Genomic DNA, 14,615 nt, shown 5'->3' with positions numbered 1-14,615 from the left:
GCTGTTTTCCAAGCGCTACAGGGGGTGTGTCGGGATTGGCCTATTCACGAGCTGGCTCGTTCCCACAGTATTTCAAATCAGCAAGCGTGGGAGCATGCCAAGTCGCTTTAACTCATCGGTACCAGTCAGCTTGTTTTTCGACGGTCTTTGACATCCTCCCCGGCCTGAAGGCCGGAGACTCCTACGGCGCTCAGGCGCGGCATCGAGCCGCCCCTGAGTCGCTTCGGTGGGTTCCTGCTGCTGGCGCCATGACCTCTGCGCTCACTTCACAGGCTAACCGGGCGTGTCCCGCCCTTAGTACATTGATTGCGCCGACCACATCAGCGTTGCCTTCGAAACCACATCCCACACACCTGAACAGCGCTTGCGTCTGGCGGTTGGCCGCCGACACGTGGCCGCAACTCGGGCACGTGCGGCTGGTATTGTGCGGCGGCACGGCAATGAGCCAGCCGCCGCGCCACGCCAGCTTGTAGTCCAGTTGCCGGCGGAGCTCGAACCAGCCCTGATCGAGGATGGCCCTGTTCAGGCCAGATTTGGCCCGAACGTTTCTTCCCGGTGTCTCTGCCGTGCCTGCCGCCGACCTGGACATATTGCGTACCTGCAAGTCCTCGATACACACCATCGCGTGGTTTTGGCTGATCGTGGTCGAGCACTTGTGCAGATAGTCTCAGCGGGCATTGCCGATGCGGGAGTGAATGCGCTGGAAGTCGTTACATGCTGCTCTTGAGCCATGAGCCAGGAAGACGACATTAGGCGCCGACGGCACGGTGTTTTCAAGGTGCATGCCCATGGGGTCTTTGTAACGAAATACCGCCGTAGAAGGGTATCTGTGTCGCCATATTACTTCGCATCATCCTGTGGCGGTGCGTACATCGAACAGCAGCAGGCACCCCACTGCAACCAGGGACGGCTACGCCGTCCGCGCTATCCTTCCCCGCCCTGAACGGCGGGGCTTGTCGCGCGCCGATGGTCAGCGCACCCGCTCACGGCTCTGCACCGTAAGATCCAGAGCCTGCTGCATGTCCAGGCGTGCCGAGCGGCCGACGTCCTGGTTGTCCAGTTGGTAGCTGCGTTCGGACGGCAGGATCGGTGCGGTGAGGTCTTCGGCATCGGTGGGCTCGAAGTCGTAGTTGTCACCGATGGTCATCGAGCTGCGGCGCAGCAGCATGCGCAGTTGCGCCGGTTGCAACTGCGGATTGATCGACAGCATGGTCGCCACAATGCCGGCGACCATCGGCGTGGCATAGGAGGTGCCGCAATGCACGCTACCGGTCTGCCCGGCGTCGCGGGTCGAGGCATGGGCGCAGGCGGCAGCGGTGATGTCGACGCGCTTGTCGATATTCGATGAACTGCGTTTGACCGCATAGCCAGGGTCTTGCACGGCCAGGCCAGGCTGCTCGTTGCGCTGATGGCCGCCGACCACCAGCAGTTGTTCGGTGACGAACGAGGAGGGCAGGCGGTATTCATCGGTGCTGGAAAACGACGAGCCGTTACCCGCCGAGTTCACCACCAGCACGTCCGGGTGTTCGCGGCGCAGCCAGAAGAAGAACTCTTCGAGCATCTCTTCATAACCACTCATGGCCAGCCCCGAGCGCAACAGTGAATCCACCTCGGTGCCGTCCACGGTCTTGGCCCCGACCCGATGAATGCCCCAGCTCCAGTTGAGCACCCGCACGCCGTCTTCGACCAGGTTCACCGAGGCGGCGATATTGGCGGTGATCCCGGCATCAGAATTACGCTCCACGATCACCTCGAAACCGCCGGAATGCTTGTCCAGCCCGCGCAACAGGCCGGTGTTGCCGCCGTTGTCCCATCCGGCAGCGAGAATCCCCGCCACGGTGGTGCCGTGGCTGTCCGGCTTGCTGGCGTCACGGGCATAGACGCAGGTGCGCGGCAGCGCGCAGGCGCCGATATAGTCGCTAAAATCGGCGGTGTCGAAATCCACACTGCGCTCGATCAGGCCGATACGCACCGGTTGCGGCTGGATGGGCGACTGGCGGCCGGGGATGCGCCGCTGGTAGTAATTGACGGCATCGACAAAGCGATTGGCAGCCCACTCGTCCGAGTCCGGCGCGGGTTTACGCGGTTCTTGCCGGCGTACCGGCGGCTGTTCAGCCTCCTCGGCAGCCGACTCTTCAATCACCACCGCATCGACACTGATCTCACTGCCCAGACGCAGCACCAAGGCATCGCGCTGCACCAGATCGGTGGCGGGCAGGCGCAGTTGATACAGGTTGAGCGGCGCAATGCTGCCGACCACCGTAGCGCCATATTTGTCGGCCAACTGCTGCGCGGCCAGGCGGCCATCCTGATTTTCTTCGATCAACACGCTGACCAGATTCACGTAGGTGGTCAGGCCATCCATGTTGTTCGCCACTTCATCCGCTTTGGCCGCCACTACATGACTGTTGCGCAGGGTCAGCCAGGCCGCATTGCTGGCCCGCGTGCCGTCTTCCAGCCACAGCGGGCCGCTCTGCCGGCCATGGCTGTCGAGGGTCAGGCGCAGGTTCTGGCCGTCGCGTTGCACCGCGTTTGCCGGCAGGCTCTGGCCGCCAAGCTTCAAGGTGGGCGTTGCTGGCGACAGACCGCGTACCGTCAGGCACCAGGTCTGGCGCTGGCTGTCGAGCAGATCGCCGCAGCGCGCCAGTTGCTCCAGGCGCAAGGGTTCTTGGGCCACAGCCATACCGGACAGTGCAAGAAAAGTGGTCAGAGCGGCAGGGCGCAAAGGCATGGCGCAGGGTCCTGGATCAGCGGGGTGCTGTTCGGACTGCGGGCATGGCGGGTTTGTTCACTGCCCAGTGGCGCTTCCTTGCGCCGGGCAAGAGGCTCAGAAGCTGTATTTGGCGGTCAGCATCAGGTTACGCGGTGCGCCATAGGTGTCGCCGCCGTAGGTCACTGCGTTGGAAATCGACGCATAGTATTTACGGTCGAAAATGTTGTTGGCGTTCACTTGCAGGTCCAGGTTCTGGTTGACCTTGTAGCCGGCCATCAGGTCGGTCAGCACGTAGCTGCCTTGTTCCAGACGGTAGTTGCCGTTGAGCACGGCGAAGTCGTTGTACATGCGGCTCTGCCAGGACAGGTTGCCGCCCACGCGCAGTTTTTCCAGTTGGCCCTGGAACTGATAACGGGTGGTCAGCTTGAACAGGTGCTCAGGCGTGTCGGTATCAAAGCGCTGGTTCACGTTCTGCGGTGCGGCGTCATCCTTGATGGTGTGCACGCGGGCATAGGTATAGCCGCCGCCGACCTGCCAGTTTTCGGTCAGTGCGCCTTGCAGTTCCAGATCGATACCCTGGCTGCGTACTTCGCCGGAGGCTTCATAGCAGGCCGATTGCGGGCAGTTCGGCACGAACACCTGCACCGCGCGGTTTTGCTGGTCGACACGGAACAGAGCCAGGCTGGCATTCAACGCACCGTCGAAGTACTCGCCCTTGATGCCGATCTCGTAGTTCTTGCCGACGATGGGCCGTACCGGGGTGCCGGAGGTATCCAGCGAGCTTTGCGGGGTGAAGATATCGCTGAAGCTGGCGTATACCGAGTGGTGCGCGTCCAGGTCGTAGATCAGGCCGGCGTAGCGGGTGACGTTGCGGGTCACCTTGTAGTCGCCGGCGCCGCTGCGGTTGTCGTAGTCGTACCAGTCCAGGCGGCTGCCCAGAATCAGCTTCAGCGGGTCGGCCAGGTTCAGGCGAGTGGTCAGGTACACGCCATCCTGGGTGGTGATGTTATGGCTGTCGTTGGTGCGCACGAAATCCGGCTTGGCGCCATCGAGCGGCCAGTAGAGGTTGTACGGGCTGTAGTTGTGAGTGGTCCGGTCATAGACACGCTTGCTGGCGCCGACCACCAGCTCATGAGTACGGCCGAAGGCGTCGAACGGGCCGCTGACAAAGCCATCCAGGCCCATTTGATTTTCATGGTATGAAGCCTGGTAAACCGTGCGCTGCAGCTCGCGGTTGGCGGCCCAGCGCGATTGGTAGGAGCCTGAAAACAGCGCGTCCTGCTCGGAGTAGTTGGCGTTGACTTGCAGCTTCCAGTCGTTGGCCAGGCGCTGACGGAACTCGGCGAATAGCGTGTTGATCTGCTGGTCCTTGTCTTCCCAGTCGGTGCCGGGGTTATACGAGCGCGGCAGGTTCAGGTGATGGCCGTCCAGGCCAACCATCGACGAGCCCCAGAAGTAGTTGGTCTTGTCCTTCTGGTGCGAGAAACCCAGGGTCAGGGTGCTGTCTTCGCTCAGGTCGGCTTCGGTGACGGCATAGAACAGGCCGTGATCTTCTTCGCGGTCATCAATGAAGCTGTTGGCATCCCGGTATGAGGCCACCACCCGGCCACGCAACGTGCCGCTGCTGTTTAGCGGGCTGGAGGCATCAATCTCGCCACGGTAGTCGTCCCAACTGCCGGCCGCGCCGGTCAGGGTGACTTTCTGCTCGGCCAGCGGGCGCTTGCGCACCAGGTTGATGGCCGCCGACGGGTTACCGGAACCGGTCACCAGGCCTGTGGCGCCACGCACCACCTCGACGCGGTCGAACATCGCCAGGTTTGGCTGGGCACCGACCGATACGCCGTTGTAGCCACTGGGAATACCGTCATACATCAGGTTGTCGATGTCGAACCCGCGTGAGGTATAGGCCTGACGGCCTGGGCCGTTGGCGTAGCTGAGAAACAGCCCGGGGGTGGCGTTGACTACATCATTGATACTGGTCATGCCTTGGTCGTCCATGCGCTGACGGGTAATCACCGTCACGGCTTGCGGCGTTTCACGCAGGCTCAGCGGCAGCTTGGTGGCCGTCGACATGGAGCCGGTGGTGTACGACTGGCTGCCCTCGGTGGTACCGCCCAGTTGGGTATCACCGATTTTGGTCGCGCCCAGTTCAACCACCGCGGGGGCGGTGGTTTCTTGCTTCTCACCGGTTTCGACCGCCCATGCAGGCGTTATGGAGGCCATGCAAATGGCCATGGTCAGCAAATTACGGGTCGGGCGGAAAAACGCATGTGGGGTAGAGCGCGACATGGGGAGCGTCCTGTAAAAGTGAAAATCATGCTTATGAGAATGATTAGCATTTATTTTTACAGGATTTTCACAAATGTAAATGTTTGTAAAACGTTGCAGGCAGGGCTGGTAGATGAGAGCCAGGAGCTGCGGGGAATATTGACTGGCAGGGGGGCAGCTATCTTCCGGCGATGGGCATTTTTATCCGTTGCGCGATAACATCCGTACTCAAGGCCAGACTGGCGGACAAGGATCATCATGCGATTTTTAAAGCCTTTATCAACAGCCGCGCTGCTGGTTATGGTGGTGGGATGTGGGCAACAACAAAGCGCGCCTTGTCCTGAGGCCGGGCAGGATTTTCTTGAGAAATCGATTCGCGCCTACTTCGACAGATTTCCTCCCAAGGGTGGAGGGGAGGGCGTCAGGATTCTTTCAGATGCCACTTACAACCCGGCCCATCGGCTCTGGTCAGTTTCTGTTGATGTGCCTGACAACAAGTACTATGCGATGGTGAGTTGCAACGGCCATACAGAGCTGTCGTCAAGAGCGCTGTCTGAAACGTCTCGCTAGGATGCCACACAGCATTTAAAGAAATCGCAGAGGCATTCCCCGCAATTGATGCCGATTCATGTTGATTTCCAGACAGCAGCGGGTCGGTTCAAGGGCTCAGCAAGCGGGTACCCGTGGCGAGTGATGCGTGCCCGTTCCGCCCGATAAGCTCGGGTCTCTTTTTTAACTGTCGGCACCTGGCCAATTCGTTGCGGTTAAGATGGCGGTCTTTCCCTGTCTGGTTCGATGTCTTGTTGATGACCGCCTTCTACCTCAAATTGCTCATCACTCCCACGCTGATGCTGGTCATCTCTCTGGCGGCCAAACGCTGGGGTACGCATATCGGCGGTTTACTGTCCGGGCTGCCGATTACTTCTGCGCTGGTGATGCTGTTTCTCAGTCTTGAACAAGGCGCCGGGTTTGCCTTGCAGGCGGTGCCGGGGGCGCTGGCCGGGTTGGCGGCAATTCAGGCGACTTACCTGTTTTACTTTCTGGTGACCCGTAAAGTCGGGGCCTTTATCGGCTGCATCACGGCACTGATGGCTTATGCGGCGACCGCCTTGGCAATCAGTGGCGTGGGCGCGCCGCTGGTGTCGATCATTGCCACCTTATTGTTGGTCGCGGCGAACATCGTGTTCACGGGTAAAGAGGCGCAGACCCGCAAGGCCAACTATGTGGCGCTGCCGCGGTGGGTCATTCCGATGCGCATGCTCACCGCAACGCTGTTGTTGCTGGCAATTACTGCCAGCGCCGAGTGGCTGGGTCCTGTGATCAGTGGCTTGCTGGCACCGATCCCGGTGATTGCCTGGCCATTGGCAGTATTTGCCCATGTGCAGGGCGGGCGCTATGAACTGGGCGCCATCGTGCGTGGCAACGCCATCGGCGCGGTGGGCGTGGTGGGCTTTTACCTGGCGCTGCAGCACTCGATTGTGCAATGGGGAGTGGGGGCGTCGCTGAGCGTGGCGGTGGTGTTGGCGGTGCTGGTCACGGTGGGGTTGGCCCGGTTGGTCAGGACGCGTTAGCAAGTCGTGCCTTGGATATTCATCTGCCGCGCTGGCGCTTGACCCGATACATCTCTGCATCGGCATGACTGAGCAGCGCATCGGCGTCGGTGCCATGCTCGGGAAAACGCGCCACGCCAATACTGCACGACGGCATTTGCAGATCACCGAACTCTCGCCCCAGCGGTTGGGCCAAGGCGCTGATGAGCTGCGCGACTTTCGCTTCGATACCCTCCCCGCAATGGACGTTGGTCAGCAGCACGGTGAATTCATCGCCGCCCATGCGCGCCACCGTGTCGCTCTTGCGCGCGCAGCCTTGCAGGCGCCTGGCAATCTCGCAGAGCACCTGGTCACCGACGGCATGCCCATGCACATCGTTGATGGCCTTGAAGCCGTTGACGTCGAGAAACAGCAAGGCCACGGTATTTTCATTACGCTGTGCTGCGTTCAAGGCTGTCTGCAGCCGGTCAGTGAACAATGCCCGGTTGGTCAGCCCGGTCAACGGATCATGGTGGGCGAGAAAACGCAGCTGTTGCTCGGCCTCGGCCAGTGCGGTGACGTTGCGGGCCACGCCGATGCGCGCATCGAACTCTTCAGACCAGAACGCTGCCCACAGAATCGACACCACGGCGCCGTCCTTGCGGATGTAGCGGTTGCGAAAGTCGACGTGCGGCAGGCCGTTCATGACCCGCTCAATCGAGCCGCGCGTGGCGGGCACGTCGTCAGGGTGCAGGTAGCCGGTGATCAGGGTGCCGATCAACTCGTCGGCCCGGTATCCCAGCAATGCTTCGCAGGCATCGCTAACGAACACGATCCGGTCGCTGCTGTCGACTACGAAGACCGTATCCAGCATCAGGTGGATCAGCCTGGGATAGAGCGTTTGCAAGTCGACGGGCATAGGAGAGGCAAGTCCGGTTCATGGCACTGGTCATCGATCTGACCGGTCGGACAGGCGATGAGCCATCTTGCAGACTTACAGCAGATCTGCGCAAGGCGGGTAACAAAAATTAAACGACAACGCCGCGTCAGCCGCGGCGTTGTGCCTGTTGCACCATGCAATTTGCAAGGGATCGGCCACCTTATGGACGCTGTGGACGGTCTTGGGCGCGCAGGTCGAAGACCAGCACTTCTGCATCTACGCCCTGGCTGAGTTGCAGACGCTGTTCGTTGCGCACTTTTACTCCATCACCTTCGCCCAGGGCCTGGCCGTTGAGGACCACGCTGCCACGGGCAACATGCACGTAGGCGTAGCGGTCGGCGTCCAGGCTCAGCTCGGCAGACTCGGCACCGTCGAACAGGCCGGCATACACGTTGGCATCCTGGCGAACCTGCAACGAACCTTCCCGGCCGTCCGGCGAGATGATCAGCTTCAGGCGGCCGCGCTTGTCTTCGGCGCTGAAGTGCTGCTGCTGGTAGTTCGGCGTGGCGCCGGCGATGTTGGGCACGATCCAGATTTGCAGAAAGTGCACCCGCTCTTCATGCGAGTGGTTGAACTCACTGTGCGCCACACCGCTGCCGGCGCTCATCAGTTGCACATCGCCTGGGCGGATCACCGAGCCGGTGCCCAGCGTGTCCTTGTGCTCCAGCGCACCTTCGAGCACGTAGGAGAAAATTTCCATGTCGCGGTGTGGGTGCTGACCGAAGCCTTTGCCGGCTTCGACGCGGTCGTCGTTAATCACCAGCAGATCGGAAAAGCCCATTTCGTCCGGGTTGTAGTAGTTGGCGAACGAGAAGGTGTGCTGCGAGTTGAGCCAGCCGTGATTGGCGGCGCCGCGGTCAGAAGCTTTGCGAAGAGTGAGCATGATGGTTCTCCAATCGGTGTCGGCCCTGGTGATTCAGGTGCCGATCTGTTGAGAACAAGATTACTGCGATCAGACTGTCGCAATAAGTGGCTCAATCATGAATGACTGTCGCTTTGCAGTTGACAGTTCTTTCCCCGCGTTGAATTATCTGGTAAAACGCTCGTTAAGAATTGTGTCCGTTTTTGGTCAAGTTGACGCGATCCAGACATTCATTGATGAGCACCGCTACCGCCATGATCCAGCCCTCATGAAAACCGTGGCCATGCTGCTGTTCCCCGATTTCCTGCTGCTCGATATGTCCGGGCCGCTGGAGGTGTTTTCCATCGCCAACCGTTACCTGGCGCCGGAAAACCATTACCGGATCGTGACCATCGGCTCCGAACCCGGTGCGTTGCGGGCCTCTAACGGGGTCGTGGTGCAGGCTGACCTGGCGATCGAACAGGCCAACGATGCCTGCGATCTGCTGTTGATTCCGGGCGGGCCGGGGGCTTATGACCGGCAGATGCCGCAAGTGCTTGCCTGGCTGCCGGAGGCAGTGCAACGCGCGCAGTGGTTTGGCTCAATCTGCACCGGGGCGTTCATTCTGGGGGATGCCGGGCTGCTCGATGGCTATCGGGTCACCACTCACTGGCACTATACCGAGCGGCTGATCAAGCGGGTGCCCAAGGCGCGGGTGGAAACCGATCAGATCTACATTCAGGACCGCAACCTGCTGACCTCTGGCGGCGTGACGGCAGGCATCGACCTGGCCCTGGCAGTGGTCGCCCGGGATCATGGCAAAAAAGTTGCCCAGGACGTGGCCAAGGTGCTGCTGGTGCTGATGAAGCGCCAGGGCGGCCAGGCGCAGTTCAGCCCGCTGATGACTGCCGTGGCCCCTCAGGAAAGTGTGGTCACCAAGGTGCAGAACCAGGTGCTGGAGCAACTGGGCGAGCCGTTTACCGTCGAGCGCATGGCGGCCCTGGCCAACATGAGCGCCCGGCACTTCTCTCGTTTGTTTGTTCGCGAACTACAGATGACACCCATGGAGTTCCTCCAGAGTGCGCGCATCGATGGCGCCCGCAGCCTGCTGGAAACCACCGACCTGCCGCTCAAGACCATTGCTTATAAAAGCGGCTTTGGCAGCGTGCGGCACATGCGTTCATTGTTCAGCGCCCGGTTGGGGCTGACGCCTAATCAGTATCGCGAGCAGTTCAGCTAGCGGTTGAACACTATCGCCATACAAACTCAATGCGTTCAGCAGCCGTTCAGCCAGCCCGGTGTCCGGATAGCGCACCGGATTGACCGTATCGGGCCCCCCGGCGCGGTTGTCTCACGCGCTGTGGCTGCGAAGATTAACACTGGTTAATTCTTCAAAGTCAGGTGCTGACCGGGCGGTTCCCCGTGCAGCGCGCGGGAGTGCGCATGAACAATCTGAACAATACCTCCGGCGACGCGGTGCTGCTGTTCGGTCCCTATGCTTTGCACGTGCGTCAGCGGCAAGTCATGCGCGGTGGTGTGGCGTTGACCCTGGGCGGGCGCGCCCTGGATATTCTTCAGGTGCTGGTCGAGCAGGCCGGTCAAGTGCTCAGCAAACAGCAGATCATCGAACAGGTCTGGCCTGACTCGGTGGTCGAGGAGGTCAACCTGCGGGTGCACATCGCTGCATTGCGCCGCGCCCTTGGCGGCGGGCGCGATGGCCAGCGCTACATCGCAACCATCGCGCAGCGCGGCTACAGCTTTGTCGCGCAGGTTTCGCAAGGCGAAGATGCCGGCTGGTCGACCGGTGAGGTCGTGGCGCAGCATAACCTGCCGGCCATGCTGACCCCGCTGATCGGCCGCAATGAACAGGTGGCCAGCCTGGCCCGGCAGTTGTCTGCCCGGCGCCTGATAACCCTCACCGGCCCGGCGGGCGTCGGCAAGAGCCGGCTGGCGTGTCGGGCCGCTGAGCTACTGGTCGGGCATTACCGGGATGGGGTGTGGCTGCTCGACTGTTCCAGCGCGGCGCCGGAGCAACTGCTTGAGCAACTGGTGGCCTTGCTGCAACTCGACGCGGCGGGTCGACCCGCGCTGGATGTGCTGGGCGAAGCCTTGGCCGTGCGCCAATGCCTGTTGATCTTCGACAGCGCCGAATGCCTGCCCCACGTCTGCCGCCAGTGGGGTGAAGGCTTACTGGCGCAGGCACCGCAACTGACGATCCTGGCCACCAGCAGGCAGCCGTTGTATGCGCGTGGCGAATACTGTTTGCCGGTGCCCGCACTGGAGGTGCCGTCACGTGCCGCCATGCACGACCGGCAGCAGGTGCTGGCCTGCTCGGCCGTGCAGTTATGGGTGAGCCGGGTGCAGGCGTGTCAGCCGGATTACCGGCTGCGTGAACAGGACCTGAGCGCAGTGACCGAGATCTGCCGACAGCTCGACGGCCTGCCATTGGCAATCGAACTGCTTGCCTCGCAGCTTGATGTATTCGCGCTGTCGGGCCTGCGTGCGCAAATGAGCAATGGCCAGTGGCTGCTGAGCCTCGGTCGTCGCACCGCCGTAGCCCGCCATCAGTCACTGGGCGCCGCGCTGGACTGGAGTCATGCGCACCTGAGCGAGCAAGAGCAAACCCTGCTGCGCCGCCTGGCGATCTTCGCCCTGGACTTCACCTGGCAAGCAGCAAGCGCAGTGGTGTGTTGCGAGGATTTCGGGCCGGATCAATTGCGCAATGTGCTGGTGCTGCTTGAAGCAAAGTCGTTGTTGACGGTGAGGGTCGATCACCAGACCGTGCGTTATCGCTTGCTCAATACCGTACGGGTACATGCCTTGCGTCGCTTGCAGGCCTGTGGCGAATATCCGGCGTTGCAGGTTTGCTACGAGCGTTACATGGGATACCCGCAATACAGCCTGGCGAGCGCGTAGGATCGCCGCCCAGACCAAGGTCGCTCCCACCGAGGTATGCAGTGCCTAATTGAACAGTATTGCCGCTAAAGCGGCTCCTGCAAACTGTGCAGCAGGCTTGTGACCAGCCGCTGTTCGGCCAGATCGCAATCGGCCTCGCTGCTATTGAGCACCTGTTGCAGCAACTCTCTGGCCCTGGCAGGGCGGTGCTGGCGCAACCATAACCGTGCCAGGCTCAGCGCACAGCGCAACTCCCAAAGCACAGCGCCTTGCTGGCGGGCGAGGTCCAGCGCCTGTTGCAGTTGATCCTGAGCGATTTCATCCGGTTGCTGCTGGGCATGACAACGCAGTATTTCAGCGGCGCACCAACCCGCTTCGCCATTGCGCGCACGTTCCAGTTGCCGGGCGTCTACCGTGCCGCCGCGCAGGCTCAGCAGAATGTCGCGCAACAGGCCGCTGGCCGGGCTGGCCGGTTGCACGGGCAAGTCGAGCAGGCGGGCGTAATGCTGGGCCCAGGTGTAGAACAACAACACCGAATGTTTGTGGGCATGAGCATGCAGTTGCCGGACCCGTTGGTGGGCCAGTTGAGTTTGTCCTTCGGCCAGGGCAATCGGGCAGCCGGCCAGGGCCAGGGTGTAGCAGATCGACAGGCCGTGGTCGATCTGCAGAGCAATCTCCAGTGCCTGGTTTGCGGTACGCCGGGCTTCGGCGGGCCTGCCTTGCAGCCAGAGAATTCGCGCCAGAATCGTCAGCGCCGCCACACTTTGATCGTACTGAATGCCAAAGCCATGGCTGAAGCGGTTCAAGTGTCCGCTGTGACTCAGGCGCTGCAGGGCTTGCTCGGCGCACTGGCGTGCCTGGGTCTGCTGACCGCTGTAGTGCAGGGCCAATACTTGCAGACGCAGGGCGCTGAGGTCGGTGATCGGCGCGTCACCCAATTGCTCGAACTGCTGGCTCTGCAACACCGCCGCCTGATAATCACCGCCGCACAGATTGACCGCTGTGAGCCCGGACACCGCACGTAACCGGCCGTCGGCGTCACCGGCCTGATCGGCCAGGCGTCTTGCTTCATTGAAGGCGTCGACGGTTTCAAGACTGGCGCCGCGGCTGTGGTAGCTGTAGTTGCCCAGCGCCAGGCGCAGTTGCAATTCCAGTGGCGGGCATGGCTGGTCACTGTGTTGCAGCGCTTGCAAGGCCTTGCGCACGTACACACCGTGTTCTTTGAGCAGCGACAGTTCCTGCCACAGCGGCGCCGAGTGCGCGACCAGCGAAATCGCCAGGGCCTGCGGACCCTCGCCATTCAAACCCCAGTCGAGCACCTCGCGAATGTCTTCCAGGCTGCGGGTGTAGCGTTGCATCCATTGCCGGGTGGGCAGGTTGTGCCAGTCGTGGCGCGCCTGCTGCATCAGCGCCAGGCAGTGCTCGGCATGGCGTTTGAGGGTTTCGGGCAGTTCGTTGCGCTGGCGCAGCTTGGCCAGCGCGTAATGCCGGGTGGTGTCGAGCAGGCGGTAGAACACCGTTTCATCACCGGCCTCGACACTCAACAGCGATTTGTTGGCCAACTGGCTGATGGTATTGCACAGCAGCGCCGCCGACAGCGCCGGGTCGCCGGCCACTGCCAGCGCCGACTCCAGGCTGAAGCGGCTCTTGAATACGGCCAGCCGGCACAGGCAGAGCTGCTCGGCCGGTTCGAGCAGGTTAAAGCTCCAGTCCAGGGTCGCCAGCAGGGTCTGATGACGGCCAGTGCTGTCCGGGTGAGCGGTGATGCTCAATCCCACACTGTCCTGCAGTTGGGTCTGCAGGTCTTCCAGGCTCAGGCTGGCCAGTTGCGCGGCGGCCAGTTCGATGGCCAGCGGAATGCCCTCCAGGCGGCGACAGATGTCACTGGCCAGCGCCAGGCTGGCCGGGCTCAGGTCGAAATGCGCCTGGCTGTGCATGGCGCGCTCGACGAACAACTGCAAGGCGGCAAAGCCCATGGCTTCGACCTGGCTGGTCAATTCGGTAGGCGGGCAGGCCAAGGCATCGAGGCGCTGAATGACTTCGCCCTCGGCGCGCAGGCTCTCGCGGCTGGTGGTGAGAATATGAACCTGAGGTGCGCTGCGCAGAAGCCGCTCGCAAAGCACGGCAATCGCATCGATCAGATGCTCGCAGTTATCGATCACCAGCAGCAGTTGGCGGTCGCGTAACCAGTTGCACAACTGGCCCAGTGCGTCGCCGTCGGCCGGGGCCTGATCGAGCAGCGCAGCCAGTTGTGCGGCGACCAGCAATGGGTCGCTGAGCGCGGCAAGGTCCAGCCAGCGGATGCCGTCGCGGTAATCACCGACCAGCGAGTGTGCAACGTGCAACGCCACGGAGGTCTTGCCGATGCCGCCGGGGCCGGTGAGGGTGATCAGGCGTTGGCTTTGTAACTTCACCGCCAGGGCCTGGACCAGTGGCTGGCGGCCGATCATCCGTGCCTGGCGCGCCGGCAGGTTGTGGTTCAGATGAATCGGCGTGTCGCTGTCCGGGCCGGGTGCGGGCTGTTGCAGGCGCACCACCGGCGCGACCAGGCTGTAGCCGCGCTGGGCCACGGTGACGATATACCGCTGGCCGGCCTGGCCATCCCCAAGTGCCTTGCGCAGTGCTGCCATATGCACGCGCAGGTTGCTGTCCTCGACCACGCTGGTGGGCCAGACCCGGCTCATCAGGGTCTGACGGCTGACCACTTCGCCGGGGTGTTCGAGCAGCACCAGCAGAATGTCCAGCGCCCGGCCAGACAAGCGCAGCGGCTGGTCGGCATCGAGCACCAGGCGTTGCTCGGGGTAGATGCGCAAAGGCCCTAACTGCAGGGGCTGCTCATGGGTCGATGGCATCAGCGCACTCCTTGGCATGGGCGAATGGTCTCAGGTGGCGATCCGCAAGCCGTGATCATGACGGTTCTTCAAGGCATGGCCACGCCAGGTCAGCGGAGTAATGCCTTCGCTGCGCGAGAAGATATGCGAAAAGTGTGACTGATCGCAAAACCCGCATTCCTGGCTGATCTGGGTCAGGCTCATGCTGGTATGGGCGATCAGGCACTTGGCGCGCAGAATTCGCTGTTCGCGGATCCATTCCTGAGGTGACAAGCCGGTGCTGGCCTTGAACGCCCGCGAGAAGTAACTGCGTGACAACGCACAGGCTTTGGCCAGCCCGGTCACTTCGATGTTCTCACTGAGGTTGTCCAGAATCAGTTGCATGGCGAGCTTCTCGCGCCAGGGTGTCAAGCCACCACTGTCTGCCGACGCGGGGCGCTTGCGGCTGTGCAGGCGTAAACAGATCTGACAGGGAAGAACGCGCGTTGGTCGGGAATCTTGAGTCATGGCAATTGTCCGTAAGTCTCGGGGAGGCATTTGAGCCTTGAACAGGACCCGCACTTTGCATGGGCAAAAGTCTGCACAGAGGCCGCCATTC

Annotated in this window: 10 protein-coding genes and 1 pseudogene; 4 read left to right on the top strand and 7 right to left on the bottom strand. The window is 61.9% G+C overall.

The window, feature by feature from the left end; genetic code table 11:
* Positions 1-190 precede the first annotated feature (190 nt).
* The 3 genes and pseudogenes from NJC40_RS26820 to NJC40_RS26810 all read right to left on the bottom strand — a co-directional run.
* Positions 191-703: pseudogene (locus NJC40_RS26820) on the bottom strand (RNA-guided endonuclease InsQ/TnpB family protein); the annotation flags it as partial.
* 267 nt (positions 704-970) lie between these two features.
* A complete protein-coding gene (locus NJC40_RS26815; protein WP_253141185.1) occupies positions 971-2,731 on the bottom strand; it encodes a S8/S53 family peptidase in 1,761 nt (586 codons plus the stop codon).
* A gap of 96 nt (positions 2,732-2,827) precedes the next feature.
* Positions 2,828-5,002: a TonB-dependent siderophore receptor gene (locus tag NJC40_RS26810; protein ID WP_253141186.1), complete on the bottom strand. Its 2,175-nt coding sequence runs from the start codon at positions 5,000-5,002 to the stop codon at positions 2,828-2,830.
* Between the two features lie 237 nt (positions 5,003-5,239).
* Between NJC40_RS26810 and NJC40_RS26805 the strand changes: the two genes are divergently transcribed.
* Complete coding sequence (locus NJC40_RS26805) at positions 5,240-5,551, top strand: hypothetical protein (protein WP_253141187.1); 312 nt, start codon at positions 5,240-5,242, stop codon at positions 5,549-5,551.
* Positions 5,552-5,787: 236 nt separating this feature from the next.
* Entirely contained in the window at positions 5,788-6,552 is a 765-nt protein-coding gene (locus tag NJC40_RS26800; RefSeq protein ID WP_045481722.1) for a hypothetical protein, read from the top strand.
* 19 nt (positions 6,553-6,571) lie between these two features.
* Here NJC40_RS26800 and NJC40_RS26795 read toward each other — a convergent pair whose 3' ends face one another.
* Both NJC40_RS26795 and NJC40_RS26790 read right to left on the bottom strand, forming a co-directional pair.
* Positions 6,572-7,429 carry a sensor domain-containing diguanylate cyclase gene (locus NJC40_RS26795; protein WP_253141188.1) on the bottom strand — a complete coding sequence of 286 codons (858 nt, stop codon included), beginning with the start codon at positions 7,427-7,429 and terminating at the stop codon, positions 6,572-6,574.
* Between the two features lie 181 nt (positions 7,430-7,610).
* A complete protein-coding gene (locus NJC40_RS26790; RefSeq protein ID WP_045481716.1) occupies positions 7,611-8,333 on the bottom strand; it encodes a pirin family protein in 723 nt (240 codons plus the stop codon).
* A 247-nt stretch (positions 8,334-8,580) separates the two neighbouring features.
* Between NJC40_RS26790 and NJC40_RS26785 the strand changes: the two genes are divergently transcribed.
* Together NJC40_RS26785 and NJC40_RS26780 are read left to right on the top strand one after the other, a co-directional pair.
* Positions 8,581-9,531 (top strand): GlxA family transcriptional regulator, encoded by a 951-nt coding sequence (locus NJC40_RS26785; protein ID WP_253141189.1) that lies wholly within the window; start codon positions 8,581-8,583, stop codon positions 9,529-9,531.
* Between the two features lie 203 nt (positions 9,532-9,734).
* Positions 9,735-11,207, top strand: coding sequence for an ATP-binding protein (locus NJC40_RS26780; protein WP_253141190.1), 1,473 nt, complete (start codon positions 9,735-9,737; stop codon positions 11,205-11,207).
* Positions 11,208-11,272: 65 nt separating this feature from the next.
* Here NJC40_RS26780 and NJC40_RS26775 read toward each other — a convergent pair whose 3' ends face one another.
* Positions 11,273-14,038, bottom strand: coding sequence for an ATP-binding protein (locus tag NJC40_RS26775; protein WP_253141191.1), 2,766 nt, complete (start codon positions 14,036-14,038; stop codon positions 11,273-11,275).
* A gap of 30 nt (positions 14,039-14,068) precedes the next feature.
* Positions 14,069-14,524, bottom strand: coding sequence for a helix-turn-helix domain-containing protein (locus NJC40_RS26770; RefSeq protein WP_253141192.1), 456 nt, complete (start codon positions 14,522-14,524; stop codon positions 14,069-14,071).
* Positions 14,525-14,615: the final 91 nt, after the last annotated feature.

It is taken from the genome of Pseudomonas sp. 21LCFQ02, from assembly GCF_024129895.2.
Lineage (GTDB): Bacteria > Pseudomonadota > Gammaproteobacteria > Pseudomonadales > Pseudomonadaceae > Aquipseudomonas.
This window is presented reverse-complemented; position numbering and strand designations above follow the sequence as displayed.